This window comes from Geminisphaera colitermitum TAV2 (assembly GCF_000171235.2).
Taxonomy (GTDB): Bacteria; Verrucomicrobiota; Verrucomicrobiia; order Opitutales; family Opitutaceae; genus Geminisphaera; species Geminisphaera colitermitum.
Genome location: NZ_ABEA03000004.1, coordinates 19,600 through 44,109 on the forward strand (window position 1 = coordinate 19,600; position 24,510 = coordinate 44,109).

Here is a 24,510-nt window from a genome sequence, read left to right on the forward strand (position 1 = left end):
ACATGAACCTCGAAAACCAAGGTGACGAAAAGCTGGCATTTGAATGCCTGGCGACCCGCTACCTCAATGGTGAATCCACCAGCGCAGAACGCGAACAGTTTGTCGCACTGCTCGACGACCCCAGGTGGAAAGACCTCTTTGAAGACATGCAACTCGCATGGGATCTCACCCGTGTTGCCGAAGCTCCGGAGTTTGATGTGGCGGCTGCGTCAAAACGATTGGCTGCAAGAATCGCAGCAGGGGAAACACCCGGTCTTCGGAGAACCGGAGAAATCGAATCAACGGCTGGAGCCGGGGAGACCGTGGAAGAGGATGAAATGGAAGCTGTGGCAAAGACGGAAATGGTCGAGGGGGCAGCGGCCGGGGCGGAACGATCCAGGGAGCCCGTTTTTGTGGAGGCCAGGGCGGAATGCGACAGAGCCTGGTGGCTCTCACGGCATGGCATCCCCGTTTTGCTGGCTGCTTCACTGGTTGTCGTTGCCGGAGCTCTTTTCGTTATCCTCCGGTCGGGACTTTTTTCGGAGAAGCCGGCGGTAGTTGCGGCGACGAAGTCCGGGCATTCCCTGCCTACGGACGGAACCAACGAGGCGACATGGGAGAAACGCACGACCAACGCCCGCGAGCGTTCGCTGCTGACCTTGCCGGACGGAACCCGGGTTACACTCAACTCGGGCAGTTCACTTGTCTATCCGCCAGCCTTCGGTCCCTACACCCGCATCGTGCGCCTGACCGGCGAGGCTTATTTTGATGTGAGTCCCGACGCCGCCAAACCCTTCATCGTCGAGACATCCACGCTGCGTATCACGGTTTTGGGTACGCGGTTCAACGTCCGTGCCTTTGCCGACGGCAGCAAACCGGAGGTTTCCATCGTCCACGGAAAAGTGCAGGTGACCGGAGTGACCGCGGCGGGTGAAACCACCCCGGTCGTCCTCACTCCTGGCCAGCAATATTCCTTCGTTCCGGAAACCGGAACCGGTGAGGTGCAGGCGGTGCGCCCCGAGACGGTGACACGCTGGATGCAAGACGACGTGCTTTTTTTCGACCGCGAACCGATCGCCTCCGCCGTCCGCAAACTGGAAGCTCGCTTCGGCGTGACCGTCGAATTGAGCGATCCGAAGCTGGGCAACGAAACCCTCACCGGCCGCTTCGAGAAGGAAACGCTGGAAGAAATCCTCGTGCTGCTCCACCGAACCGGCGAAATCGACTACCGGCTCGTGCGCGCCAACGGACGCATCGAACGCGTCGTGCTGTCGCCCGGTCACAACAAAGTGGTGGCGCACTGAGTCTGCCGGATAATCGGTAATCCGTGTCTTGCCTGGAGTCCCGGACACTTTGGGCGCAAAAAACGGGGAGAGGGAAAACATGAGAAATCCTCTCCCCGCGGCTGCATTCCGCCACTGCAACCATCCGTCAGCGGCGTTTTTTCGCCCGCGCGGCGCGAGTCGCCGCCCTAGCCTTGATCGACTGCTCGCGGACGGCGTCGCTTTTCTCCTTGGTAAATTTTGCCAGCGGCTTGAACAGGGTCTCCACCGGCGGAAGCGAGCGGATGAGTGCGCGCAGGATGTAGCTGCGGCTCATTTTGATCCGTTTCATGTCGAGTTCATCCATGACATCGTCAAGCTTACGGCTGTCGTCGCCGGGGATGATCACGCTGAACCGGGCATCGACCATCTCGCTTTCGCGCGGCCCGCCTTTGGCCTCGTCGGCTTTGAACTGGATGATGGAGCGCGCCAGCAGTTCCGACTCCGAGGTGATGTGGAGGATGCCGCGCACCGCTTTGGCGGTGTCGATGCGCAGTCCGAGCCCGCGCAACTCGCGCCGCAGTTCGCGGAGCGCATCGAGGTCTTCCGTGTAAAGGGAAAACGTGGTCCTGACCGGAGGAATTTCGTCTGTGAGGTTTGGTTTCATGTCTTCGAATGGTATTTACATACGATCTTACGGCAAGACTAAAATAAAAACTTAACCGGCTATCAGCGAACCAGCGGCTATTCATCGGCAATCTACCCGCAAACGAGCGATCGCCAGGCGGTCAACGAACGGTTGCCAGACCGTGATAACCGCTCGCGCTGTGGTTCGAATAACCGGAGTGGAGCCGGATGCACTGGCGGGTGGCTTGCGAGATGCCACGCTCGCCGCGCAAGGCACGGGGGACGGTCATTTTGCTGACCTTCGGCGGCGCGGACGAGATCGATGGTGGTGACGCGCCGGTCGGCGGACCCGGAAGTAGAGGCGGGGTCAGGAGCGGGGTTGTCGAAGGCGCTCATCGGAGGGCGGTGGCGGGGATGAGAGGGGCGATTACAACAGGGGGGACGTGATGCGCGAGGTGCGGATGGAAAAATCCCGGAGTGGTATGCGTGAGGATAAACGTTAGTTCTGGCTGGAATACGCGCTGAAATTCCGACTCTTACTCCAGCCATTCCCAAACGGGGATGACTTCGACAGTGCGTTGTCCCGGTGTGCGAAGCGTTTCTTTTTGGTCCGTGGTCAAAATGAGGAGGCGGCGCGGGGTGACGCCTTTGGTTGGCAAACAGGCGGCCGCATCAAGACCACGCAACTCGCGGCCCATGTTCTCCGGAGTGAGCACGGAGCACACTTGGATGGCTGCGTCCGGCACGATGAAGTCGCATTCCCAAGCGTCCTTTTCGCCAGCGTAACAAAAATTTTCCGCACCACCGTCTCGTGAGCGAAGTGCGAGATAAACGAGGTTTTCCAGACGGCGTCCGGTGTCCGGCGCGGATTGCGGCGCATTGGCACGGCGCAGACCGTTGTCGATGGCGTAGTATTTGGCGGGAGCCACGACGCGTTTTTTAAACGAGGTGCTGAATTTTGGAAGGGGAAGGATGAGGTAGGCGTCTTGCAGTGCCTCAAGGTAGCGCGAGGTTTGTGACACGGAGGGGATGGCGAGTGACTTGGTGAGCGTCTGCATCGAAAAAGGCTGACCGGTGTTGGCCAGAAGGAAGAGACAGAGGTTCATGAGATGACGCGTCTCGCGTAGCCCCTGGCGTGCGGCGATGTCGCGCTGGATGATGTCGCGGAGCAATTCGCGTAGGGTCTGCGCATTGTGGTCGCACAACCAGGACGGAAAACCTCCGTCATCCAGATAGGCCTGCAACGAAGCCGCCCCGAGCATCTGCCCCGTGAATGCGAGATACTCCGCATAATCGAAGGGAAAGACTTCCATCGAAAGATGGCGTCCCGTGAGCTTGGAACCGACGTCGGAAGCAAGAAGCGAGGCGTTTGATCCGGTGACGCAAACGTGCCAGCCACGATCCAGCAGGGCGCGCACTAGGCGTTCCCATCCGGGCACTTCTTGGACTTCGTCAAGATACACCGTGGAGGTGCTGGTTTTAGTCTCGTCCATGGCGGCGAGCAGTGAGGGAAAATCCTCCGGCGTCATGCCGTAAAGCCGGGTGTCCTCGAAGTTGCAGTAGAGGGAACGCCCCCGTTGATCCATAAGTTGCCTCTGGATTGTACTCTTACCACTTCGTCTTACTCCCTTGAGAACAAGAGCCCTGTCCGAGAACGGAGGGATGTTAATCCGTCGCGTTACGAGTGGAGTAGGGATGCGAGGGAATTCGGCAGATGTCAGAACATCCAAAAGTGTATCTTTTAATATCACAAAACTAGATTGTGATAAGATCCAGGAATGTCAATCTGCGGAAAACAGATATTTGTAGCCTGTCTACGCAATCATCTCATATGATAAGAGCGTTTCACTATAGTGATTTTTCCTTCCCGAATGGTCGGATGCCGGGCGACCGTCAGCAGTGTATGAGGGGAATTTTGTGGACGCCCGGATTGGCTCTAGCGGGCAGCATGGCTGTTGAGAGTCTTTCACATAGCTTGGCCAGTCGCATTTTGCTCGCAGATGATTTTTTTTCTCACCCCGGCGGGCTTCAAGGTAGATTTTGACCGCATCGTCCAGCAGGATATGCGAGCGCGGTTGTTTGAAGTGGGTCAGCCCGTAGTCGGAAATGACATGGCTCCGTTAACCGGAGGGAGCGGAGACACTACAAAAAAAACTGTGCGGCTGCGGCCATCAACAGCACCACACACCAAGGCGCGACACGCCAGATTTCGAGCAACGCAAACGCACCAAGAACCGCCATAACATCGAGGGCTCCCGTTACGCCCTCCTTCCAGACCGGGTCCCAAAGAGCAGCGAGCAACACACCGACAACCGCGGCATTGGCTCCGGCCAGCGCGGCCCGGGCGTACGCTTTTTTTCGCAGCAGATGCCAGAATGGCAAAACACCGCCTACCAGCAGCCACGCAGGAAGAAAAATTCCGAGCAGGCACCACAGTCCGCCGGTCCACGCCTGCGGTCCGCCGTGAATAACCGTCCCCAGATATGCCGCGAACGTGAAGAGAGGGCCGGGCATAGCCTGGGCCGCGCCATAACCGGCGACGAACGCGCCATTGTCGATCCAGCCAACAGGCACGACCTCGGCGCGCAGCAGCGGCAGCACCACATGGCCGCCGCCAAAAACGAGAGAGCCTGCCCGATAAAAACTGTCGAAGACCATCAGGCTTTTCTGGCCGCCGACCATTGCCACAACCGGCAGGGCCACGAGCAATACGGCAAACACGACCAGAGCCCCCAACGCCCATAAATGACCTCGCACAAATGCTCTGGTTGTCGTCGTTCCCTTTTCGTTGGCGACCCCATTACCGCGATACAGACACCAGCCGGCAATGGCACCCATCATAATCGCGCCGATCTGCCCCAACGCGCCGGGTATTGCCAAAACCGTTGCCGCCGCCAGCAGCGCAAGGGTGAGGCGCGCCCGATCAGGGCACAGTTTTTTCCCCATTCCCCAAACCGCCTGCGCAACGACGGCGACCGCCGCCAGTTTCAGCCCGTGCAACCAGCCCGCGTTCTGGAAGTCTCCCGCGACAGTCACGCCGTACCCGAACAAAATCATCAACACGGCAGACGGCAGCGTAAAACAGACCGACGCCAGAATCGCACCTGCCAGACCCGCCCGCTGCATCCCGAGTGCGAATACAACCTGACTGCTCGCGGGGCCGGGCAAAAACTGGCAGAGCGCGACCAGGTCGGCATAGGCTTCGTCATCCAGCCAGTGTCTCCGCGCGACAAATTCGTCCCGGAGATAACCAAGGTGGGCCACCGGCCCGCCGAAAGAGATGCAGCCGAGCTTGAAGAATGCTCCGGTGATTTCGGCCAGATTTTTGAGCGGCGGCATACAAGGCATACAAACGCGGATGGATTGATTGGGTCGCCCTTCACCCCGCAGTCCGGCCCTCCCTCAACCCCGCGGCATAGGCGTTGAAAACAAGCCGAATCTGGTCTCGCACGCGCCTGAACTCCGCGAGGATTTCCTCATCACTGCCGATCGCCTGGGCAGGATCGGCAAAGCGCCAGTGGTGGCGGTTTACCTGACCGGGGAAAATCGGGCAGGCTTGGTCAGCCATGCCGCACACTGTGATGACCGTGGTGATCTTTTCTCCGAGGAATTCTCTCATGGACTTTGAGCGATGCGAAGACAGGTCGATGCCCGCCTCCTGCATGACCTGGATGGCCAGCGGATGGATCTGCCCTGCCGGCTTTGAGCCTGCGCTGCGGCCCTCAACGAGGTCACCGGCGGCGGCCCTCAAGAAGCCTTCCGCCATCTGGCTGCGGCACGAATTGCCTGTGCAGAGAACAAGGATGTTGGGTTTCATGACAAAAACGGGGAGTGATCAGAATGTGTGCGAGGAGGACGTCCGGGATGAGGGATCAGGCGGAAACCGGCGTCGCAATCGCAACGCAACATGGACGAGCCCGATCAGGACCGGCACTTCGATGAGCGGGCCGACCACGGCGGCGAAGGCCACTCCCGAGTCGAGCCCGAACACCGCAATGGCCACTGCGATCGCCAGTTCAAAATTGTTGCCCGCCGAGGTGAACGCCAGCGATGCGGAGCGCGGGTAGTCCGCGCCGAGCCGCTTCGCCATGAAGAAGCTCACGAGGAACATCACCGCAAAATAGATGACCAGCGGGATGGCGATGCGCACGACATCGAGCGGGAGTTGCACGATGGCATCTCCCTTAAAGGTGAACATCATCACGATGGTGAAAAGCAGCGCCGCCAGCGTAATGGGAGAGATGCGGGGGATAAATTTCTTTTCATACCATTCCTCGCCCTTGAGCGGAACGAGTATCACGCGGCTCACTACACCGGCGGCGAACGGAATGCCCAGGTAAATCATCACACTCGTGAATACGTCGCCCATCGCAATCCTGACGATCTGCCCCTCCAGCCCGAACCAGGGCGGCAGCACGGTGATGAAAACCCACGCAAAAAAACTGTAGAACAGAATCTGCGCGATGCTGTTGAGTGCCACCAGTCCGGCGGCGTATTCGCTGCTGCCTCTGGCGAGGTCGTTCCATACGAGCACCATCGCGATGCACCGGGCGATGCCCACGAGGATGAGGCCAACCATGTAATCGGGATGGTCGCGCAGGAGAAACACCGCGAGCAGGAACATGAGCACGGGGCCAACCAGCCAGTTTTGCAGCAGCGAGAGCCCGAGAATACGGGTGTTGGCGAACACCTCGGGAAGGCGGGAATATTTCACCTTCGCCAGCGGCGGATACATCATGAGGATCAGTCCGGCCGCGATGGGCAGGTTGGTCGTGCCCACGGTCATGGGCGCGAAAAACGCCCTAGAGCGTGTAGTCACGAGATTGAAGCCCAGAGGATGGCACACCTGAATTGGACGGCAGCGAGGAAAGAGGAGGCTCGTTTTGCGTATCGGGTTGCGATGCCGCGCCATTGCTTGAGTCGTAGGAATGCATTTTCTACCAGATGCCTGATCCGATAAAGATAAGGGTCATATTCGCGTTGTTCTATGCGATTGGTCTTTGGAGGAATCTGCGGGCAGATGCCTGCGGCCTGCGCCATTTCGATGATGGCGTTGGTGTCATATCCCTTGTCGGCGATCAGATGGTCTGCGGCAATGCCTTCAATCAACCTGCCAGCCTGTGTGCAATCAGCCGTGGAACCCGCTGTAACAATGACTCGCACCGGCATACCATGCGCATCCACGGCCAAATGTAGTTTGGTGTTTCGCCCCCTTTTGTCAGACCGATCGCCTCGTTTCCACCTCTGGCTCCCGCCGCATGCGGATGGATTTTGACATGACTGGCATCAATCATCAGCCACTCAAAATCGGGCTCGTTCATCAGTTCCGACAACAGGCGCTCCCAATGCCCCTTGTCTCTCCAGCGACAAAAACGCCTGTGCGTGTTGCTCCACCCTCCGTAATCCTCTGGAAGATCCCTCCAAGGCGCACCAGTGCGTAAAATCCACAGAACCGCGTTGAGGAACTTGCGGTTGTCCTCCGCCACCCCTCCCCACGCTCCTTTCCTTCCAGGTAGCAGCGGCTCCAGAACGCTCCAAACTCGGTCCGAAATGTCGTGACGGTGTTGATCTTTCGCCATGCTGACATTCTCCATCACAAAAAAACTCAGTCAATCTTATCTCGTGACTACACGCTCTAGGATCGGCGATCAAAAAATGGCCGAGCGCAACGCCCAGCGCCATCGCAGCGAAAATCCAGACCGTCAGGTAACGGTCGAGGAAGGACATGTTTCTGGCAACGGAATCGGACATGAGATGAAACGGTGCTTGGCTCATACACCCGGTTCGCGCACGCACGTCGGGCAATCCGGGCCGAATCCGGAGCGGAGTTTTGTCAACCGCCTGGCGTCCTCGCGAAAGATGCGTTCTTCGCTTACGCAATCCTGCAAACAGGCGAGATTGGCATCCAGTTGCGCGGAGCGTTTTCCGGGCAGCCGGTAGATCATCATGTTGGCGCAACGCTCGGCCTCCACCATGCCGTTGCGTTTCAAATAACCGAGGTGCTTGGAAATCTTCACCTGCGGTTCGCGCAACACCTCTTGGAAATGGCACACGCACAGCGGTCCTTCGAGCAGAAGATGGAGGATGCGAAGCCGGGTCCGGTCGCAGAGGCATTCGTAGATCTTCACGAGTTGCATGACCATGAATATACCGACAATGGATTATTCCTCAAAAGGAATAATGAAATTCAGGCAATCTCTTCTTCGTGAACCTGCGTAAATGTTCCGTCCTCTGACATTTATCGGGACAACGATTCAGTTCGGATAAAGCCGCCGATTTACTCATCCCGTGAACCCTCGTTGTCGCGGGTGAAGGAGGTGAACGGGAGCTTTTTGAGGATCGGGCGGCCGGTCCGCCGCGGATGCTTGATGACGGCATGGCCGACTGGGAGTGACAGGAACCGCGTCGGTTTGAACCAAGGCTCGTCGGCCAACTGCCAGTTGCGCGAGGTTTTGCCGCCGCTGGTGCCGCCGCTGTATTTGCGGATTTCGCGATCTCCCATTTTGGCGGAGAGGATCGCGGCACCCTTCTCGTCGGCGGCTTGAAAATGGATCTGCGTGCGCAGATTAGCCATGAAGACATCGGCCTTTTTCTCGGTCTCGAACGCGGCATACAACGAAAGCGGGGTCTGTGTGGCGGAGATAATGCACATGCCGGCCTCGCGGAGTTCGTCCACGGTGGCGTGATCGGAAAAACCGTCTTCGGACACCAGCGTGGTTTTTTGCCCTTCATCGAGGATGAGGACAATCATGTTGCGCCGACGCAGTTCGGCGGCGTCGAGATCGAAGCGCCGGAAGCCGTGCAAAAACATAAGCTGCTTGCAGAGCAGGTTGAGGTATTTGCGTTCGACCTGATACGTCTGCGGAACGGAAAGGCAGATGAGTCGGCCCGCGTCGATCTCGTCCAGGGAAAAATTCGGTGCAGACGAACAGAACACCTCGGCGATGTCGGGTGGGGTATAGGGGCGCAGGTAGTTGGCGACGGTGTAAACGGTGCCACTGCGCTGCTCGGGCGGCTGGGCCGAGAAGTCTTTGAAAAACTGCCGTTCGGCCGCGGCGGCGTCCCCCGTCGCCTTGTCGAGAGCGGCGATGAGTTCGGCGGTATCGGCGGAGTTGCAGATAGCGTTGTGAACGTTATCCAGCGTCACCAGCAGACCTGCGGCGTCGAGCGCCTGCATGGCATGGGTGATGACATCGCGGGCCGATTCCTTGAAAAACGTCTGTCCGCCCCTCTGGCCGGCAGCGGAGGCGGTATCGACAATGATCTTGGCATACGTGCCCCACGGAACAGAGCGGTCGGATAGCACGTTCATTTTCAGGGGTGCACTCCACCTGTCGGGCGGGATGTGCGGAGGCCGGACCCGGATCAGGCGCAGGGCATCTTCCTGCCCGAGAGCGTGGGCGATTTCGGAAAGCGGTTTCCAGAGGGCGCCCTTGGAATCCACGGCAAGGATGCCGGTGGATGGAAGCGAGGCGCGCAGGCCGTGAACGATGGGGACAACAGCGCGCGCGGTCTTGCCGGTGCCGGTGCTGCCGGTGATGAAAAAATGGCAGCAGGCTTCATCGCGCTTCCATTCGAGTCCCCACAAACGGAGAACCACACCATCGCGTGGCGGTGGTGCATTCAGAAGTCCGGTGGCAATCCAGGCAGCGAGGCCAACGGCGACAACCGGTAACCAGAAACCCGCCGGCGGCGGGAGGGCAAGGCGGACGGTCATGGCACCGGCAATACAAGCCCAAACCATGATCACACCGGAGACACGCCAGGGTGTGCTCATGGTCAGTATCCCGGTCCGGCCAGGCCAAGGATCAGCGCGGCAACAAAGCCGAGCCCCAGTCCGACAACGAGCGTCGCCACCGTCTCTCGGCGCCGGAATCGGCCAAGGGTGGCTTCGGCTCGGACGACGACTGCGGCCATCGCCTGCTCCTGCGCCCGGAAGGCGGCGAGCGGAGCACGCAATTCCTCGCCGAGTTGTTCGGAGACCAGCGCGGGCCGGGCATCAAGCAGGGTCCTGAGTGCGACGAGATGTCCGGTCAGAACATCGGCGGACTCCGCCGCCTTGCCAGCCTGCTCCAGACGCGAGTCGATGGCGGCTTGTAGCTCCAGGCTGGCGGCGCGCAGCCGGTCCTCTCCGTTCTCGATCCGCTGCCAGTGCCACACGATGAGCTGAAATACCGGATCACGCGGATGCAGTCGGAAGTCCGCCGCGATCCAGCGGAGATCGTCGGGCAAGGTTTCGGGGTCGAGCAGGTCCGGCGGCTTCATGGCAAAAGCAGGGCGCCGGCCCTGGCGAATTCGGCTTCCATTCGGTCGTGAAACCGGACGCAACGGGAACGGTCGATTACATACAGGTCGTCTGACGATCGGCCGCGTCCCACCGTGAGGTTGGCGCGTTGCAACTTCTCGCGCGTGATCTCCGCAAGACAGGGAATGTCGATCTCCACGGCACCATACCCGGCCAGCTTCTTGCGCGTCCGGCTGTTCATATAAAGCCCGAGGTTGTCGCCGTCGCGGAGATTGCGGGCGACCAGCCAGCGAACGCGGTTTTGGAAAACGTCGATCAGGTCGGCGATCTGTGAAATCGCATCCTTGTCCTCCACCGCGATGACCAGAAAAATGATGCTCAGGCCAAGCTCGTCCTGAAGTTCGGGCAGCCGGGTCTCCTCAAAAAACCGGCGGAGCCTGGAACCGCTGCAACTCTGGTTGTCGGCCAGAACGACATCGGCCTCGTCGAAGGCTCCGGTCAACCGGTCGGGCACGCCGAGCCTGTTCGCATCGACATCGATATCGATGCACTCGGCCTCTTCCACAAAGCGGCAGAAGGTGGCGTTGGCGTAATCGAGATCGAAAGCCCGGACGCTCGCATCGTGATCGACCAGGTAGTCATAAAGAAGGGTTGCGGCAAAACTCTTGCCGATGCCGCCTTTGTCCTGCGGGCAGATAATCAGCCGTTTTGCAGGACGCTGGGGAAACGACAGGAGGTCGGAGCTGGAAGTCGGGCTGATTGCGGTCGGCCCCGGAGGAAGCGTTGGTGCGGACTCCTGGCTAGAGCTCATCGCGAGCAATTTTGTGATCCACCGGCACTGCGGGGAAGCGAGGCATCGGGATGGCTCCGGTCCGGGCCGTGCTGCGACGAGCCCGGACGATTTCCGCATGCGAACAATGCGTGCGCACAAAATAGCCGATAGTGGAAGCGGTCACGACAATGCCCTGTTTTTTGAGAAATATCGCTATCTTTTCGTAACTGACATGTCTGGCGCGAAGCATGACAACGGCGTCATGGACAGGATGGAGTTTGCTGAGGCCGGGTGGGACAGAAGGGAGGCGGCGGGCGGCCGCAAGAATCCGGCGGGCGGCGTCTTTGTTCATACCGATTTGCATGGCAAAATTTTATGGAATAATCAAGTAAAAAGTGATGATAGTAAGTTCAGAATAGGCTTAATTGAACCAGTTTTTGTCATGCAAGTCCCCGAAAGAATACCGATTCGAAGCCGGAGATGTTTCCTGGCAAACGCCAGGGGTGGCGTGTCCGTTCGGTAATAGTTTTGAACCTCAAGACGGTTGCCTTTGATCAGGGTCGATACTTGTCGCTCATGTCAGGTTTTCGGAATATGGAGTTTTTTTGTTTTTTTGAATTTCCATAGGTAATTTCCTGTCTCATTTGGATGTTTCAGAGAGGATTTTCGATATGCACCTTGTTTCATCTGGCAGGCTCTTACTGTCCGGTTTCAGGGAGTTTTTGCTGCCTATTTTCCTGTCTCGGAAATCGGTGAAATGTCGGAATAGCAGGATGCTTTTCAGGTTAATCGGATTTTCGGATACCTGATTTTTCGGGGGTCTAGAATCGGTGATCTTCGGGATTATCTGAAGGAACCCGATTTTACAGGAATCCTGTTTTTGATTGACTTTCCTATGTTTCAATGATTCGATGATTGTAGTGATCAGGTTCGACAAACCCTGTGTCAGCGTCGCCGGTGCCGTGGAGTATTTCCACGAGCACATGCGGCTTGCTGACTACCTGAAACAGGGCGACCGGTCGGAGATGACTTGGGCCGGTCAGGGAGCCGCTTTGTTCCATCTGACCGGTCCATGCCGGATCGACGACTTCGAGAAGCTTTGCTCGGGGCGGCATCCGGCGACGGGCGAAAAGTTTCTAGTGGCTGGTCGGGGATCTTGAGCGAGACTGCACGGATGCGCGCGAGCGACGGATAGACGCGGCCAAGGGACAGGTCATCTTCGGTGACGAGCGAGGCGAGGGTTCCGCTGCGGCGAGCAGCATGCCATCGGTGATGCGGCGCGCGCCGCTGGCCAGAGTGCCGAGGCCGACGCTGGGGAAGAGCAACTGGCGGAGCGCTTCGAGCGTGGGCGTGGTGGCGGCAGATTTGGTTTCGGCGAGTGTGGTGGCATGGTGGAAATGGGTCAGAGGGGGCGGCCGGCGAGCGTGGGCTGGCGTTGGAGGACGACGCCGCCGAGGTTGAGGTGGGGCTTGCACCAGCGCCAGGTGCCTTGGGGGGAGAGCACGCCGCCTTCGAGCACGAGTTCCTCGGCGTAGGTGCGGCTGACGGTGGGCGGGCGCACGCGCAGGGGGAGGCGGGCGGATTCGATCCGGAGCGGGGTGAAGCTGAAGAGCATCTCGGTGCGGGCGGCGGACTGGCCGTGGATGCTTTGCAGCCATTGGATTTCGAGGGTGGTCTCGGTGGTTTCCTCGAAGACGATGGCGCGTTCGCCGGTGAAGCCTTCGGGGAAGGCCAGGGCGTGGAGTTCTCCGGGGCAGAGTTTCCAGGGGTCGATAGCTCGCTTGGGTTCGGCGCGGACGAAGCGAGCGATGAGGCCGTGGTGGCCGGAGAAGACGAGGGGCTGCGGATCGGCAAGCTCGATCGAGTCGTCGTCGAGTGTGGTGATGGCGTAGGATTTAAAGCTCATGCGGCGGGAAGGGAATAGGACGGATGGGACGAATGGGTCCGATAGGAACCATGGAGGGAGAGGACTTTGTGGATGAGAGGTCGCGGGCGCAGCCCGCGAGGGTGTCGGCGACGGCGTTGATGTCGTCGATCACTTCGTCGCCGGTGGCGGGGATGCCGACTTCGAACTCGGGCACGCGGGTCTCGATCAGGGCCAAGGCGATGGCGACTTTGTCCTGGCGGCTGAAGACCACGCCGGGTGCCTGCTCACCGTCGCGCAGCGTGGTGTCGATGAGGTGGAGGCGGGCGGGTGGCATGGGTGGACGGGAGAATGATAGCGGGTTCGATTGGCGGCAGGAGCGGCGACGGGGACGTCGCCGCTCCTTAGAGGTCAGCCGGGGTGGGGGGCACCTTCGGGGCAGGCGTCGGCGCAGGCGCCGCAGTCCATGCATTTTTCGGGGTCGATGCGGTAGGGGGTGCCGGGATTTATCGCGCTGGCGGGGCAGTCGCTTTCGCAGGCACCGCAGGCGACGCATTTTTCGGCGGTGATTTCGTAGGACATGGCGGCGGATGGGATGCAGAGGATGTGGGAGCAGCGTTGTCGTGCCTAGGCGCTCCGGGTGGTTATTCGGGGATGAGGTAGTCCTCGGCCACCGCGTCTTCCTCGATGGCGTCGAGGATGGCGTCGATAGCGGCGTTGTCGGGGACGCGATAAAAGTTGCCCGCCGGGTAGTCGACCATGACGGGGCCTTTGACGCAGAAATTCATGCAGCCGGTCACGGCGATCTCGACGCCGTCGAGCATGCGATCCTGCACCTCGCTTTGCAGGTAGGAGAGGAGACTCATGGAGTCTTTTTTGTGGCAAACGCCCTGGCGTTCGCCGTTGGCGCGGAAGCTGCCGCACACGAACAGGTGATGAGTTGGCTTGGACATGGGAGCGGGTGGAAGAGCGGCTGAGGTTGTAGTTGATCTTTGGTTACAAAGGAGGATCGTTTCAGGCGGCCTTGTCGCCGAGGAGGTCCTTGACGAGGTGATGGTCGAGGTTGAAGAGGCCGCCACAGCAGGTGGCGCGGCGGGTGCGTTCGAGGAGGCGGTCGGTCCAGGCCTCCTCCTCGACCTGCTCGGTGATGAATTCGTGGAGAAACACCTGCGCGGCGTAGTCCTTCTCGGCGAGGGCGGCTTCATACACGGCGTGGATGCACCTGGTGTTTTCGCGTTCGTGGTCGTAGAGCGCCTGGGCGACGGTGAGGAGGTCAGGATAGGTGGCGGGGGGCGAGGCGACGGGGCCGATCACAGGCGTGGCGCCGCGGTCGGTGAGATGCTGATAAAACTTCTTGGCGTGAGACTCCTCTTCCTCGGCCTGAAGGGCGAAGAATTTGGCGAAGCCCGCATGCTGCTCCGTCTCCGCCCAGTATTTGAGGGCGAGAAACATGAGCGAGGTGTAGTGCTCGCGGTTGGCTTGCTGGTTGAAGGCGGTGGCGAGAATCGGTGACATAATGGAAAATTTGAGAGATGAAATTCAAGATGGCGGCGCGGGGCGTTGCCTCAGCCGCAGCCGGTGCCGGCACCTTTGCAGCCGGAGCCACCGCAACTGGTGAAGCGGCGGGTGAGGGAGGCGGGGATGGGCTGGTCTTTGAAGATGGCGGTGAGACCTTCCTCGATCATGCCTTCCATCTCGACGATGCGGACGCCGCGTTCTTCGAGCGCACGGCGCGGCTGCGGGCCGGCGGCGGAGACGAGGAGGGCGCGGCAATCGTGGAGGAGGTCGGCGAACTCGCTCCAGCGGGCGGGGCCAGAGCCGGGTTGCGGGGCGCGGCGGACTTCGACGAACTTGCAGCCGGACGGGGTGCTTTCGTCTTGCTTGAAAACGAGGACGCGGGCGGCCTCGCCGAGGTGTTGGTTGACGAGCATACCCTCCTGCGAGGCGACGGCGATGTAGGGGCGTTTGGAGAGGTCGGGGCGGGAGAAGGCGACGAGGGCGGCGTGATCCTGGGCGGTCATGGGCTGGTTGATGAGGCCGACGGCGTCGGCGCGGCAGCGTGCGCAGTGGGTCATTTGCGCGACGTGGCGTCCGGCGCGTAGTCGCGTTCCCGCTACAAGGGCGCCATCGGGCGGGGGGATGTTTTCGAACTCGGCGCCGGCGACGGGGAGGAAGGCCATGCAGTTCATGATGTCGACGTCGAGCGCGGCCATTTTGACGGCGACGTCCTCGATGTGCTGGTCGTTGATGCCGGGCATGATGATGGTGTTGATCTTGACGACGATGCCGTGCTGCTTGAGGCGCTGGATGGCGTCGATCTGACGGTCGAGGAGGAGCTGGGCGGCGGCGAGACCGCGCATGGGGCGGTGTCCGTCGCGTATCCATGCGTAGATACGAGCGCCGATTTCAGGATCGACGGCGTTGACGGTGAGAGTGACGTGAGAGACCTGGAGGGCGGCGAGGTTGTCAATGTGGGGAGCGAGGCCGAGGCCGTTGGTGGCGAGGCAGAGGATCATGTCCTTGTGCCTGCGGCGCACGGCGGTGAGGGTGGCCATGGTCTCGACGGCGTTGGCGAAGGGATCGCCGGGGCCGGCGATGCCGGTGACGGCGAGGTTGGGAACGCGCTTGAGGGTGTCGTCGAGGTAGTCGGCGGCCTGGGAAGGGGTGAGGACGGCGCTGGTGACGCCGGGCCGGCTCTCGTTCATGCAGTCGAACTTGCGGTTGCAGAAGTTGCACTGGAGGTTGCAGCGTGGAGCGACGGGCAGGTGGATGCGGCCGTGGGTGTGGTGCGAGGATTTATTGAAGCAGGGATGCTTGCTGAAATCCAGCGCGACGGCGGCGGGCGAAAGTGCGGAAGAGGAGGCGGACTCGGTGATTTCGTGTATCATGGTTTTGATTACAGATAGCTGTAGCCGATGGGTGAATCCTCCTGTTTTCGGTCGAGGAGGGCGTTGACGATGCGGTCGTAGAGAGACTGCGCGCCGGCGTAACCGGCGTGGAGGATGCGCTGGCCGCCGATGCGGTCGTGGACGGGGAAGCCGCAGCGGATGAGGGGGACGTTGAGCTGGCGGGCGAGGCTGTATCCCTTGCTGGAACCGATGAGAAAATCGGGCTGGAGTTCGGCGGCCTGGGCGGCGATGTCGGCGAAGTCGGCGCCTTCGCGGATGTGGGTGCGTTCGTCGAGCTCGGGCACGGCGGCATGGAGGGCCTTGGCAAGGTGGCCGCTGCGTCCGCCGGAGGCGCAGAGCACGGGAACCACGCCAAACTCGGTGAGCAGGGAGGCGAGCCCGACGACGAGATCCTCCTCGCCGTAAACGAGGGCGCGTTTTTCAAAGACGTATTTGTGACCGTCCACCCAGCTGTCGATGAGCCGGCCGCGCTCAAGCGTGAGTTCGTCGGGGATTTTTTGGTCGGCGAGGGCGGTGAGGTGTTCGATGAAACGGTCGGTCTCGCGCAATCCGATCGGAAGTCCGAGGCGATAGGGAAGGATTCCGTGGCGGCGCGCGAGCACGGTCGCCGCGGTGGCCGAGGCGTGGGCGAGGACGCGTCCGAATTCGATGGATACGCGAGCGCGGGCGAGCGTGTGGATGGCGTCAACGGACGTGCCGCCGGCGGGAAGTTTTTCGTAGTCGTCCCACGACGGGCCGTCGAGCGTGTCGCTGTAGTCGGGCAGGATCGTGACCGGCAGGGCGAAGGCGGCGGCGATGCGCTTGAGCTCGCGAAGATCGGCCGGCGAGAGCATGCCGGGAAAAAGCGCGACGGAGTCCGATGGAGCGGCGGCGTCCCCGCCGCCGGACGCGCGCCCGCGCGCCCAATCCTGCGGGACTGTCGTCCCGTCCGGCGGCGGGGACGCCGCCGCTCCGGGGCAGAGGGTTTCGACAAGGGCGCGCACGGTGTCGTGGAAGCCGTTGGCATGGGTGCCGCGGTAGCTGGCGCAGGAGACGGGAACGATGGGCGGAAGAGGCGCGCCGTTGATCCCATCGGAATGCGCTTTGTGGAAATCGCGGAGGTGGCTGGCCAGGTCTTCGCCGATGGTTTCGCTGAGGCAGGTGGTGGCGAGCCCGACGAGTTCGGGTTTGTACTGGCGGATGACGTTTTCGAGCCCGATGCGGACATTCAGGCCGCCGCCGAAGACGGCGCTGCTTTCGGAAAAGTTGGACGCGGCGATGTCCATCGGCTCCCGGAAATGGCTGATGACGTACCGCCGGATGTAGGTGGCGCAGCCCTGCGAGCCGTGGAGAAACGGAACCGCGCCCCGCACGCCGCGGAAGGCGAGGCAGGCACCGAGCGGTGTGCAGAGCTTGCAGGCATTGGTCGTGGCGTTGGGATAAGGCTCGGCACCGATGCCGTTGACGCGGGCAAAGGATTCGGTGGGGGCGATCATGACGGGAGTGGAGCGGCGGCGTCCCCGCCGTCGGACGGGACGACAGTCCCGCAGAATTGGGCGCGCTGACGCGCGTCCGGCGGCGGGGGCGCCGCCGCTCCGTGGTGAGGACGCGCGGCACGGCGCGGTGTGTATTTCCAGACTGGAGACATGACGCTGGCGTATACCTCGCGGGCGAAATTGAGCATGCCGACGTAGCCGGCGAGCGCCTCCTTGCGCTCGTGGTTGTGGTCGCAGAAACCGATGCCGAGTTTGTACGCGATGGGGCGCTCCTTCACGCCGCCGATGAAAAGATCGACGTCTTTTTCGAGGCAGAATTTGGCGAGTTCGAGCGGGTTGGAATCGTCCACGATGACGGTGCCGGGGTCGCACATCTGGCGGAGCATCTCGTAGTCGTCCTTGTCGCCGGTCTGGGTGCCGACGAGGGCGGTGGTCATGCCGAGGGTGCGCAGGGCGCGGACAAGCGAGAAGGCCTTGAACGCGCCGCCGACATAGATGGCCGCCTTTTTGCCGGTGAGCTTTTCCCGGTGGCGGCGCAGCTCGGGCATGATCTTTTCGATTTCCTCGCGAACGACGGCCTGGGTGCGCCCGGTCAGTCCGGGGTCTTGCGCGGAGAAGTGGCCGGCCACTTCGTAGAGCGCGGACGACATGTCCTCGATGCCGAAGAAGGAGACGCGCTTGAAGGGGATGCCGTGGTCTTTCTCCAGCATCTTCGCGAGCGAGGTCATGGAGCCGGAGCACTGCACGAGATTGAGCTTCGCGCCGTGGCAGCGGCGGATGTCATCGACGCGGCCGTCGCCGGTGAGCGTGGAGACGACATTCACGCCCATGCGCCGGAAGTAGTCGCGAATGACCCAGGTCTCGCCGGCGATGTTGAAGTCCCCGAGGAGATTGATGCTGACGGGAGGAATGTCGGAAATGTCGCCGGTGCCGACGAGGCGATACACCGCATCGCAGGCGGCGCGGTATCCGGTTTTTTTGGTGCCTTTGAAGCCTTCGGAGGCGACGGGAATGACGGGGATGCCGGTGTCGCGGGCGACGCTCTTGCAGATGGCCTCCACGTCGTCGCCGATGACGCCGACGATACAGGTGGAGTAAACGAAGGCGGCCTTGGGCGAATGACGGGCGATGAGTTCGCGGAGGGCGGCTCCGAGTTTTTTCTCACCGCCGTAGATGACGTCCATTTCCTGGAGGTCGGTGGAGAAGCTGTTGCGGAAGAGCTGGGAGCCGCTGCTCTGCGCGCCGCGGATGTCCCAGGTGTAGGCCGCGCAGCCGATGGGGCCGTGCACGAGATGCAGGGCATCGGCGATGGGATAAAGAATGACGCGCGAGCCGCAGAAGGCGCACGCGCGCTGGGTGACGGAACCGGCGAGACTGTTGCGGTCGCAGGCGAGCGGCGCGGGAGCGGAGGCGGCGGCCCCGGCGATCGTGATCGACGCGGCGCGGGCGGGAAGGATGGCGATGGACTGCGCGACGGCGGAGGGAGCGACGACAGACGAAGGCGTGGCGGCGGGAGGCGTCGATGTGGCAGGTGGCAAATTGTCGGCGATCTGAACCATTGGCTGCCGTCTCCTATAGCGGGAGCGGTGCCATGCCTTTGGGGAGGGAGGATGTGATGGTGTTACTTGCTGGTTTTTAGAGGGATAAAAATGGAGTTTTTTTGACGGGCATGTAAACCGGCCAGTCAGTGGCGGGGGAAAAGCTACCGAAGGGTCGGCTCCGGGAGGGTGATCCTACAAAAATGTGGGATTTTTGTGGCCGGGAGGGGCGGTGACGGAAACCCTGTCAGGAGCCCCGCGATCTGAGTTCGCCGATAAAATCCTTCAGCAGTTTTGACCGGTCGCCGGTTCGCCATACCGCCCAGAGCTGGAACTGGAGCTGCGTCCGTGCATCGTCCAATGGACGGTAGCAGACTTGTCGTTGCCGGGCGGTCACAAGCGCCTTGGGGAGGAGGCTGATGCCTTGCCCTGAAGCGATCAGAGGCACGAGAGCATTGATGCTGTCGACGTTTTTGAGTTGCTGCCGGGAAAGACCCTTTCGCGGCAGCAGCTTGCGGATGTCCTGCAAATGGGGCGATCCCCGGCCGGATCCGAGGAACAAAAATGTTTCCTGGCGGATGTCGTCCCAGCGCACCTTGCGCTGGCGCGCCAGCGGGTGGTCACGACCCAGGACCACCCCGAAGGGAGAACGCAGCATCAGAGTCTGGTCGAAGTTGGCGCGGGGAATCGCCTCCCGCTTGCTGACGAAGGCGATCTGGATTTCGCCCCGTTGCAGGGCGTCGATCTGGTCCCGCGGATGCTTGTCCAGTATGTGAAATTTCACCTGCGAATGGTTCTTGCGAAATCGCTTCAGGACGTCCGGCAGCACGCTTTCCCAGAAGGGGCCGGCTGTTCCCACCATGAGCTGACGCGGTTCTTCCGCTTCGTCGAGCAGGGCGGCCACCGCAAGGTCTACGGACGAGAGGATTTTCAGGGAGTCTTTCCTGAACTGTTGCCCGGCCTTCGTCAGCCAGACGCTGACCGTGGTCCGCTCAAGCAGCCTGACGCCCAATTCTTGCTCGAGATCCCTGATCTGTTTGCTGAGCGCAGGATGGCTGATCCGCAGCCGGTCTGCCGCGCGGCGAAAATTCAATTCCTCCGCGACAGCCAGAAAATAACGCAGGTGCCTGAGTTCCATTCAGGGTGGCTTGTAACTTCAGGTTACCAGTGTGGAAACATCAAAGTCATTCCGCGCGGCAGCCGGGAAAGCGAACAAGCGGTGGGCGCGCCGGGCGTCGGCGTGTGGCCGCAGGCGCAGGGAGCGGCCGGAACGGCGGCGTCTCCGCCGCCGGACGGGGCGGCAGCCCCGCTGGTTTGAGGGGCGGAACCAACAGGTGGCAGCAGCGGTTTCGGAGCGCGCTGGCGCGCGTCCGGAGGCGTTTTTCGCCGCCGCTTCGTGTGGTATGGCATTACATGACAAGCTCGAACCATTCCTCCGGGCAGGCGCGGTCCTTCTTGTTGAAAAGGGCGCTGGTGATCTGGTCGATGAGGCGGATGGCGCCGGCGTAGCCAATCGTAGTGAAAAATCGGTGATCGACGCGGCGCGGGCGGGAAGGATGGCGATGGACTGCGCGACGGCGGAGGGAGTGACGATCGACGAAGGCGTGGCGACGGGCGGCGTCGATGTGGCAGGTGGCAAATTGTCGGCGATCTGAACCATTGGCTGCCGTCTCCTATAGCGGGAGCGGTGCCATGCCTTTTCCGGGAGAAGAGGAGACGGTGTAAACCTATTCTCCCGTGATTCTGACACTGCGATAGATCGAAAAACGATTGCCCGAAAGCAGGACGTTTTCAAAGGAGTCCAGTTCGGAGTCCTCGGTCTTCGCCAGCACTTGTCCGTCGCATTCCAGCATCAACTGGCCGGTGGCTTTTTCCCATGTCAGCTTCAGCCTGGCCGGGGGAGTCTGGAGAGCGGGACGGGGGGACGGCACACGATCCGCCCCCAGCACTTTGGACTGGGGGGTGCGGTCTTGATTTCTCAGTAAAATTTCGGGCTTTTCGCCAGCGGCGACATTGTTGACCATTCTGATCGAGAAAGATCCCGCTGCATTGTTCGCAGGCGGAAGGCTCCATCTGACGATGTAGCCTTTTCCCAGCGTGCTGTCGAACAGGCCAAACCAAAGCAATGCGCCGGCCTCCGAATGCAAGGTCTCCACTTCAATGGAGAACGATTTTTTCAAGGTTTTGGGCAACGCATGGCCAATGACATGGTTGTTGATCCGCAAGGCCGGTTTGCCGTCGTCGAGTATCCTGATACCCGGCTTGCCTCGTTGGGAGACGTTTTGCCAGGTGTCATCCGATGATGCGTCTTCAAAGGTTTGTGTGAATACTTCGGGAACTGGTGTCGCCGTCAGGAGCAATGGCAGCATCGCTGCCGCAAGGAACCAAAGGGGGCGACTGCGTCGGGGTTCGTGTGTTTTCATGGTTGGTGATGACGTGTGTGGATTGGTGTCATTGGAGTTTCGCGTTCAGGATGCCAGCGCGCTGAGCGGTTGTCATTTTTACAAAGTTACCTGCACCGCTGGTGAAGGCGTTGCCGGTGACGACAAGGGATTCGATCAGGGAGTCGGCGATCTCCACGCCGACGGGGGCGGTGAAATGGTTGCCGGTGATACGCAGCGATTTGATCGCATGGGGGTTTTGTTGTCTCGACGGTTTGCAGGAGGAAACCCAGATGGCGGGGCCGTGCGGATTGGTCAGTTGATTGCCCCGGAGCATGTAGTCAGTGGCGAGCGTTTTCCCGCCGAATATCGTGTAAATGCTGACCGCGCCTCTGGCGTAGGTCCACGGGTTGGGCGCGCCGGTGGAAATCGTGTTGTCGAGGATGCGAACCTTGCGGGCGTTGAAGGCGCGGGCTTGTTCATAAATCGCAATGCCGGTGAGTCCGCAGTCGCTGATCGTGTTCCCGCTTACTTCAATCTCCGTGCCGCCGGCCAGGCCGATGCCGGCGCCGTATTCGGAGGCGGCGATTTTATTATCATGTATTTTCAGATACTGCGGCTCGCGGGCGATGCCGCCCAGCCAGAAAACCAAAATGCCGGTGCGGGTCGTGTCCCGAATATCGCACCGGGTGATCTCCACCTGACGGGAGGCGAGGAGGCGGATGCCTTCCGTGGCGCAGGCGGAGATGCGGCTGTCGCGCACGGCGACCCGGTCGGAGGAATCGAGGAGGATACCGGGGCCGCTGGAATGCGTAATCGTCAGGTTTTGGAGGACGATGTCGCGCGAGGCGCTGACATCCAGCGCAGCCCGGTTGCGCGGTCCGGAAACTTCACCTTCATAGCGAAGCGTCATGTTCTGGATGGAACCGCCGTCTGTATCCAGGAATCGGATTCCTTGGCGGGAGCGGCTGGAGAATACGATGCGGGTGTCGTTACCGTCGCCGACGAAATGGAGAGGGCCGGAGGAGCGTCGGATGAGGAGGTGCTGGCGGATGGCGGTGCCGGGGGCATCCTCCGCTCCGGATTGAGGGACGAGGCGCCAGGTCCCGGCGGGAACATGGATGACCGCGCCGTCTGCGGGAGCGGCGGCAATGGCGTCGAGGAAGGCGGGAAGATCGTTGTGAAGGCCGTCACCCCGGGCGCCGTGGTCGCGGACGTTGATCTGAGGCAGACCGCCGGTGTTGACGGCGGCGGGGAGAGCCCAGCGGGTTTCGTCCGGCGCACGGCGCGGACGGGCGAAAACATCCTCCGGAACCGGCTCATTGTCCTGGTGGATCGCCCCCGGATTGGGCGGAGACATGGCGGCAATCTTGTCCATGCCGACGCGGATGGCTCCCCCGGCGTTCCCCGACAAGCGGTTATCGTGGATATCCAGTGATTCGATACGTGAATCCCTGGTCGGAGTGGCCCGGATTGCCTCTCCCAAATTACCGGCAATCTCATTGCCGGCGATTTCTATCCGGCGGTTTCTCAGTGGAAAGGGGTAGCCCAGGCCGACGCCCTCGCCCTGACCGGAGAGGATCCGGTTGCCAACGAGGCGCGTGGTTCCGGTGTCCTCGGCGACGAGGATGCCGGCGCTGGTGTTGTAACCGACAAGGTTGTTGTCGGGTCGGACAACGAGGCCGGCGCGGATCACGGTGTTGTTCCCGACCAGAACATCCTCCGAAGGAGGCAATCCCTCGCCTTTGTCGTGGTCCATTACGAGGATGCCGGGGAAAACGGTGCCTTCGACCCAGTTGTCGCGAACCTCAATGTTTTTTCCGCTGACGCCGATGCCGCGACCCCAGCGGGTGCCGATCACGGTGTTGTGAAGAGCGCGGTAATTTCTCCCCCAGAGGGAATAATCGACCCGCTGGTTGTCGTTGGTGGCCATCCACAGGGCGACCCCGTCGTCGCCGCTGTTCTCGATGCGACACCAGGCGACGGTGACGTCGTTGCCGTTGCGAACATGGATCGAATCGGCGGAGGTGTTGCGGACGTCGCAGTCAACGATCCAGAGGCGTTCTCCCTCGTTCCATGAGACGACGCCCATGCGTCCTTGTTCGAAGGATACACGAACGATCTGGATGTCACCGGCCTTGCCCCCGAGATTGACGGAGGTGATGCCGGTGCCTGGCGCCCAGCGCATTTGCAGGAGGGGCTCCACCACGAAACGCAGGTCGCGGAGACTGAGGCGGGTCGCACCATCAAGGTGCCAGCCGTAAAAAACGGTGTCCGTATCCGATGCGGGATGACGGAACAGGATCTCGGAGGGATCGCCTTCGCCGACAAAATGGATATTCGCCAGAGGTTTCAGGCCGACGCGCGGCGTCCATCCATGGCGTTGCGGGAGGGGGGCGGAGGCGAAGTAGTAACGTCCGGCGGGCACGAACACGATGCCGCCTTCCGGCTGCAGAGTGCTGATGGCGCGGTCGAAAGCGGCTTTGTCATCGGTGATTCCATCGCCGAGGGCGCCGTGGTCCCGGACGCTCACCACGCGCATGTCTTCGTAGTTGATTCTCGGCATGTTCTCCAGCCCGGGCCGATCGTAAAATGAGGCCGGGAGGTTTTTGACGGAAAGACTCTCCTGCGCGAGCGCAGGGAGATGTCCCCCAAGGAACAGAATGCCGGCGGCAACAAAACCGGGAAGGCTCCATCGAAGAGGGCGAAACGTCGCGGGCGTGCACGGACGGTTTTGGGTGAGGACAACAGGGGGGGGGGGATCTTCCATGCTGGGAAAGGGTGTCAATGGGAGAGGGCAACGTATCCGGTCAGCCAGCCGGCGATGAAGGCGGCTTGTTTTTCGCGGATGGCAGGCGTGAAATGGATGTGGTCGCAATACAGGTCGGAGCCGTCCGGGACGGTAGATTGGTTAAGCGTGAAGGTGTGCAGGTCGATTGAGGGGATGTTGTGCTCACGCATGACGGAGTCAGCCGCGGCGTTGTAGGCGTCGACGTCGGCGGCGTGGCGATGGAAGTCGAGTCCGGGGCGGTTGTGGATCGCATCGTGGCAGGGTGTGATGCGCACCCAGATGAGGCGCGGGCGCAGGGTGGCGGCGGTGGCGACGATGGCCCGGAGATTGGCGGTGTAGGTTTCAAGCGGTGTCTTTTTGCGACCGCTGACGGGATCGGTTCGGAGGTCGTGGAGTCCGCAGTTGAGCAGGAGGTAGTCGGCGTCGATGCCGCCGTGTTCCTGTTTCCAACGGAGAAACTGGAGAACGCGGGAGGAGTCGCCGGCGTTGGCTCCGGCGGGGAGGTCGAGATTGCGCAGGGCTTCCTCCGCACCTTCGCGGTGGATACAGGTGAAGAGGCCGTGCAGGTGTTTTTCGAGAAAGGGCGCGTAGTGGACGGAGATGCTGTCGCCGACAATGTAAAGGGAAGGCATGAGGGGAGGTGCCGGAATTGCGTTGAGAATCAGTA

At 61.3% G+C, this 24,510-nt stretch carries 27 protein-coding genes; 3 read left to right on the plus strand and 24 right to left on the minus strand.

The genetic code is table 11. The features are described from left to right. Positions 1–2: 2 nt before the first annotated feature. On the plus strand, positions 3–1,283 hold the full coding sequence (locus OBACDRAFT_RS00115) for a FecR family protein (protein WP_043581880.1): 1,281 nt from the start codon (positions 3–5) through the stop codon (positions 1,281–1,283). Positions 1,284–1,410: 127 nt separating this feature from the next. Here OBACDRAFT_RS00115 and OBACDRAFT_RS00120 read toward each other — a convergent pair whose 3' ends face one another. The 12 genes from OBACDRAFT_RS00120 to OBACDRAFT_RS00175 form a co-directional block, all read right to left on the minus strand. Continuing rightward, on the minus strand, positions 1,411–1,908 hold the full coding sequence (locus OBACDRAFT_RS00120; protein WP_043581881.1) for a hypothetical protein: 498 nt from the start codon (positions 1,906–1,908) through the stop codon (positions 1,411–1,413). A 121-nt stretch (positions 1,909–2,029) separates the two neighbouring features. Further along, positions 2,030–2,158 carry a hypothetical protein gene (locus tag OBACDRAFT_RS29100; RefSeq protein WP_232766445.1) on the minus strand — a complete coding sequence of 43 codons (129 nt, stop codon included), beginning with the start codon at positions 2,156–2,158 and terminating at the stop codon, positions 2,030–2,032. Between the two features lie 246 nt (positions 2,159–2,404). Then, positions 2,405–3,619, minus strand: a complete 1,215-nt coding sequence (locus OBACDRAFT_RS00125; RefSeq protein WP_081721720.1) for an ATP-binding protein — start codon at positions 3,617–3,619, stop codon at positions 2,405–2,407. Between the two features lie 391 nt (positions 3,620–4,010). Then, complete coding sequence (gene chrA, locus OBACDRAFT_RS00130; protein ID WP_232766446.1) at positions 4,011–5,207, minus strand: chromate efflux transporter; 1,197 nt, start codon at positions 5,205–5,207, stop codon at positions 4,011–4,013. Between the two features lie 40 nt (positions 5,208–5,247). Then, positions 5,248–5,685 carry an arsenate reductase ArsC gene (locus OBACDRAFT_RS00135; protein WP_043581883.1) on the minus strand — a complete coding sequence of 146 codons (438 nt, stop codon included), beginning with the start codon at positions 5,683–5,685 and terminating at the stop codon, positions 5,248–5,250. Between the two features lie 18 nt (positions 5,686–5,703). Continuing rightward, a complete protein-coding gene (arsB, locus tag OBACDRAFT_RS00140) occupies positions 5,704–6,654 on the minus strand; it encodes an ACR3 family arsenite efflux transporter (protein ID WP_345777631.1) in 951 nt (316 codons plus the stop codon). 29 nt (positions 6,655–6,683) lie between these two features. Beyond that, positions 6,684–7,447, minus strand: a protein-coding gene (locus tag OBACDRAFT_RS26055) for an IS5 family transposase (protein ID WP_088179262.1) whose coding sequence is annotated in 2 segments (ribosomal slippage) — positions 6,684–7,075 and positions 7,075–7,447 — 765 coding nt in all. Because the reading frame shifts where the segments join, the coding sequence is not laid out codon by codon here. Positions 7,448–7,639: 192 nt separating this feature from the next. Next, positions 7,640–8,011 carry an ArsR/SmtB family transcription factor gene (locus tag OBACDRAFT_RS00155; protein WP_232766447.1) on the minus strand — a complete coding sequence of 124 codons (372 nt, stop codon included), beginning with the start codon at positions 8,009–8,011 and terminating at the stop codon, positions 7,640–7,642. A 134-nt stretch (positions 8,012–8,145) separates the two neighbouring features. Next, entirely contained in the window at positions 8,146–9,645 is a 1,500-nt protein-coding gene (locus OBACDRAFT_RS00160; protein ID WP_043581885.1) for a type IV secretory system conjugative DNA transfer family protein, read from the minus strand. A 2-nt stretch (positions 9,646–9,647) separates the two neighbouring features. Then, the gene (locus tag OBACDRAFT_RS00165; protein ID WP_043581886.1) at positions 9,648–10,133 is read right to left on the minus strand and encodes a hypothetical protein; all 486 of its coding nucleotides are present in this window, start codon (positions 10,131–10,133) and stop codon (positions 9,648–9,650) included. Then, positions 10,130–10,924, minus strand: a complete 795-nt coding sequence (locus OBACDRAFT_RS00170; RefSeq protein WP_043581888.1) for a P-loop NTPase family protein — start codon at positions 10,922–10,924, stop codon at positions 10,130–10,132. The genes OBACDRAFT_RS00165 and OBACDRAFT_RS00170 overlap by 4 nt, the downstream gene beginning before the upstream one ends. Next, positions 10,914–11,237: a hypothetical protein gene (locus OBACDRAFT_RS00175; RefSeq protein ID WP_064501726.1), complete on the minus strand. Its 324-nt coding sequence runs from the start codon at positions 11,235–11,237 to the stop codon at positions 10,914–10,916. Before OBACDRAFT_RS00175 ends, OBACDRAFT_RS00170 begins: the two co-directional genes overlap by 11 nt. A 631-nt stretch (positions 11,238–11,868) precedes the next feature. On the opposite strand from OBACDRAFT_RS00175, the gene OBACDRAFT_RS31145 reads away from it, so the two are divergent. Beyond that, positions 11,869–12,045, plus strand: a complete 177-nt coding sequence (locus tag OBACDRAFT_RS31145; RefSeq protein ID WP_425601730.1) for a relaxase domain-containing protein — start codon at positions 11,869–11,871, stop codon at positions 12,043–12,045. A 242-nt stretch (positions 12,046–12,287) separates the two neighbouring features. Here OBACDRAFT_RS31145 and OBACDRAFT_RS00185 read toward each other — a convergent pair whose 3' ends face one another. From OBACDRAFT_RS00185 to OBACDRAFT_RS00225, 9 genes are all read right to left on the minus strand, one after another. Continuing rightward, a complete protein-coding gene (locus OBACDRAFT_RS00185) occupies positions 12,288–12,791 on the minus strand; it encodes a hypothetical protein (RefSeq protein ID WP_043581890.1) in 504 nt (167 codons plus the stop codon). Continuing rightward, positions 12,781–13,086, minus strand: coding sequence for a beta/alpha barrel domain-containing protein (locus OBACDRAFT_RS29110; protein ID WP_043581891.1), 306 nt, complete (start codon positions 13,084–13,086; stop codon positions 12,781–12,783). Before OBACDRAFT_RS29110 ends, OBACDRAFT_RS00185 begins: the two co-directional genes overlap by 11 nt. A 74-nt stretch (positions 13,087–13,160) precedes the next feature. Next, positions 13,161–13,331: a ferredoxin family protein gene (locus tag OBACDRAFT_RS00195; RefSeq protein ID WP_043581892.1), complete on the minus strand. Its 171-nt coding sequence runs from the start codon at positions 13,329–13,331 to the stop codon at positions 13,161–13,163. Positions 13,332–13,393: 62 nt separating this feature from the next. Then, positions 13,394–13,702: a (2Fe-2S) ferredoxin domain-containing protein gene (locus OBACDRAFT_RS00200; protein WP_043581893.1), complete on the minus strand. Its 309-nt coding sequence runs from the start codon at positions 13,700–13,702 to the stop codon at positions 13,394–13,396. A 61-nt stretch (positions 13,703–13,763) separates the two neighbouring features. Further along, a complete protein-coding gene (locus tag OBACDRAFT_RS00205; RefSeq protein WP_043581895.1) occupies positions 13,764–14,264 on the minus strand; it encodes a ferritin in 501 nt (166 codons plus the stop codon). 50 nt (positions 14,265–14,314) lie between these two features. Next, positions 14,315–15,637 (minus strand): radical SAM protein, encoded by a 1,323-nt coding sequence (locus tag OBACDRAFT_RS00210; RefSeq protein WP_043581896.1) that lies wholly within the window; start codon positions 15,635–15,637, stop codon positions 14,315–14,317. An 8-nt stretch (positions 15,638–15,645) separates the two neighbouring features. Next, entirely contained in the window at positions 15,646–17,133 is a 1,488-nt protein-coding gene (locus tag OBACDRAFT_RS00215) for a nitrogenase component 1 (RefSeq protein WP_052360782.1), read from the minus strand. Beyond that, on the minus strand, positions 17,130–18,590 hold the full coding sequence (gene nifE, locus OBACDRAFT_RS00220; RefSeq protein WP_425601731.1) for a nitrogenase iron-molybdenum cofactor biosynthesis protein NifE: 1,461 nt from the start codon (positions 18,588–18,590) through the stop codon (positions 17,130–17,132). The genes OBACDRAFT_RS00215 and nifE overlap by 4 nt, the downstream gene beginning before the upstream one ends. 328 nt (positions 18,591–18,918) lie before the next feature. Then, on the minus strand, positions 18,919–19,809 hold the full coding sequence (locus OBACDRAFT_RS00225; RefSeq protein WP_052360764.1) for a LysR family transcriptional regulator: 891 nt from the start codon (positions 19,807–19,809) through the stop codon (positions 18,919–18,921). A gap of 265 nt (positions 19,810–20,074) precedes the next feature. Between OBACDRAFT_RS00225 and OBACDRAFT_RS00230 the strand changes: the two genes are divergently transcribed. Continuing rightward, positions 20,075–20,326, plus strand: a complete 252-nt coding sequence (locus tag OBACDRAFT_RS00230; RefSeq protein WP_043581897.1) for a hypothetical protein — start codon at positions 20,075–20,077, stop codon at positions 20,324–20,326. A 72-nt stretch (positions 20,327–20,398) separates the two neighbouring features. Here the strand turns inward: OBACDRAFT_RS00230 and OBACDRAFT_RS00235 are convergent, their stop codons facing one another. From OBACDRAFT_RS00235 to OBACDRAFT_RS00245, 3 genes are read right to left on the minus strand one after another with little or no spacing between them, the layout of a single operon-like run. Then, positions 20,399–21,094, minus strand: coding sequence for a hypothetical protein (locus OBACDRAFT_RS00235; protein ID WP_043581900.1), 696 nt, complete (start codon positions 21,092–21,094; stop codon positions 20,399–20,401). Positions 21,095–21,122: 28 nt separating this feature from the next. Further along, positions 21,123–23,840, minus strand: a complete 2,718-nt coding sequence (locus OBACDRAFT_RS00240) for a right-handed parallel beta-helix repeat-containing protein (RefSeq protein ID WP_157836844.1) — start codon at positions 23,838–23,840, stop codon at positions 21,123–21,125. After that, positions 23,837–24,475, minus strand: a complete 639-nt coding sequence (locus tag OBACDRAFT_RS00245; protein ID WP_043581955.1) for an SGNH/GDSL hydrolase family protein — start codon at positions 24,473–24,475, stop codon at positions 23,837–23,839. Before OBACDRAFT_RS00245 ends, OBACDRAFT_RS00240 begins: the two co-directional genes overlap by 4 nt. Positions 24,476–24,510 lie beyond the last annotated feature (35 nt).

What these genes read in the sequence shown, in the direction of transcription:
- OBACDRAFT_RS00115 (WP_043581880.1), top strand. Translation starts at nt 3, where the DNA reads ATGAACCTCGAAAACCAAGGTGACGAAAAGCTGGCATTTGAATGCCTG.
- OBACDRAFT_RS00120 (WP_043581881.1), bottom strand. Translation starts at nt 1,908, where the DNA reads ATGAAACCAAACCTCACAGACGAAATTCCTCCGGTCAGGACCACGTTT.
- OBACDRAFT_RS29100 (WP_232766445.1), bottom strand. Translation starts at nt 2,158, where the DNA reads ATGACCGTCCCCCGTGCCTTGCGCGGCGAGCGTGGCATCTCGCAAGCC.
- chrA (WP_232766446.1), bottom strand. Translation starts at nt 5,207, where the DNA reads ATGCCGCCGCTCAAAAATCTGGCCGAAATCACCGGAGCATTCTTCAAG.
- OBACDRAFT_RS00135 (WP_043581883.1), bottom strand. Translation starts at nt 5,685, where the DNA reads ATGAAACCCAACATCCTTGTTCTCTGCACAGGCAATTCGTGCCGCAGC.
- arsB (WP_345777631.1), bottom strand. Translation starts at nt 6,654, where the DNA reads ATGACCGTGGGCACGACCAACCTGCCCATCGCGGCCGGACTGATCCTC.
- OBACDRAFT_RS00155 (WP_232766447.1), bottom strand. Translation starts at nt 8,011, where the DNA reads ATGGTCATGCAACTCGTGAAGATCTACGAATGCCTCTGCGACCGGACC.
- OBACDRAFT_RS00160 (WP_043581885.1), bottom strand. Translation starts at nt 9,645, where the DNA reads ATGAGCACACCCTGGCGTGTCTCCGGTGTGATCATGGTTTGGGCTTGT.
- OBACDRAFT_RS00165 (WP_043581886.1), bottom strand. Translation starts at nt 10,133, where the DNA reads ATGAAGCCGCCGGACCTGCTCGACCCCGAAACCTTGCCCGACGATCTC.
- OBACDRAFT_RS00170 (WP_043581888.1), bottom strand. Translation starts at nt 10,924, where the DNA reads ATGAGCTCTAGCCAGGAGTCCGCACCAACGCTTCCTCCGGGGCCGACC.
- OBACDRAFT_RS00175 (WP_064501726.1), bottom strand. Translation starts at nt 11,237, where the DNA reads ATGAACAAAGACGCCGCCCGCCGGATTCTTGCGGCCGCCCGCCGCCTC.
- OBACDRAFT_RS31145 (WP_425601730.1), top strand. Translation starts at nt 11,869, where the DNA reads ATGCGGCTTGCTGACTACCTGAAACAGGGCGACCGGTCGGAGATGACT.
- OBACDRAFT_RS00185 (WP_043581890.1), bottom strand. Translation starts at nt 12,791, where the DNA reads ATGAGCTTTAAATCCTACGCCATCACCACACTCGACGACGACTCGATC.
- OBACDRAFT_RS29110 (WP_043581891.1), bottom strand. Translation starts at nt 13,086, where the DNA reads ATGCCACCCGCCCGCCTCCACCTCATCGACACCACGCTGCGCGACGGT.
- OBACDRAFT_RS00195 (WP_043581892.1), bottom strand. Translation starts at nt 13,331, where the DNA reads ATGTCCTACGAAATCACCGCCGAAAAATGCGTCGCCTGCGGTGCCTGC.
- OBACDRAFT_RS00200 (WP_043581893.1), bottom strand. Translation starts at nt 13,702, where the DNA reads ATGTCCAAGCCAACTCATCACCTGTTCGTGTGCGGCAGCTTCCGCGCC.
- OBACDRAFT_RS00205 (WP_043581895.1), bottom strand. Translation starts at nt 14,264, where the DNA reads ATGTCACCGATTCTCGCCACCGCCTTCAACCAGCAAGCCAACCGCGAG.
- OBACDRAFT_RS00210 (WP_043581896.1), bottom strand. Translation starts at nt 15,637, where the DNA reads ATGATACACGAAATCACCGAGTCCGCCTCCTCTTCCGCACTTTCGCCC.
- OBACDRAFT_RS00215 (WP_052360782.1), bottom strand. Translation starts at nt 17,133, where the DNA reads ATGATCGCCCCCACCGAATCCTTTGCCCGCGTCAACGGCATCGGTGCC.
- OBACDRAFT_RS00225 (WP_052360764.1), bottom strand. Translation starts at nt 19,809, where the DNA reads ATGGAACTCAGGCACCTGCGTTATTTTCTGGCTGTCGCGGAGGAATTG.
- OBACDRAFT_RS00230 (WP_043581897.1), top strand. Translation starts at nt 20,075, where the DNA reads ATGGCATTACATGACAAGCTCGAACCATTCCTCCGGGCAGGCGCGGTC.
- OBACDRAFT_RS00235 (WP_043581900.1), bottom strand. Translation starts at nt 21,094, where the DNA reads ATGAAAACACACGAACCCCGACGCAGTCGCCCCCTTTGGTTCCTTGCG.
- OBACDRAFT_RS00245 (WP_043581955.1), bottom strand. Translation starts at nt 24,475, where the DNA reads ATGCCTTCCCTTTACATTGTCGGCGACAGCATCTCCGTCCACTACGCG.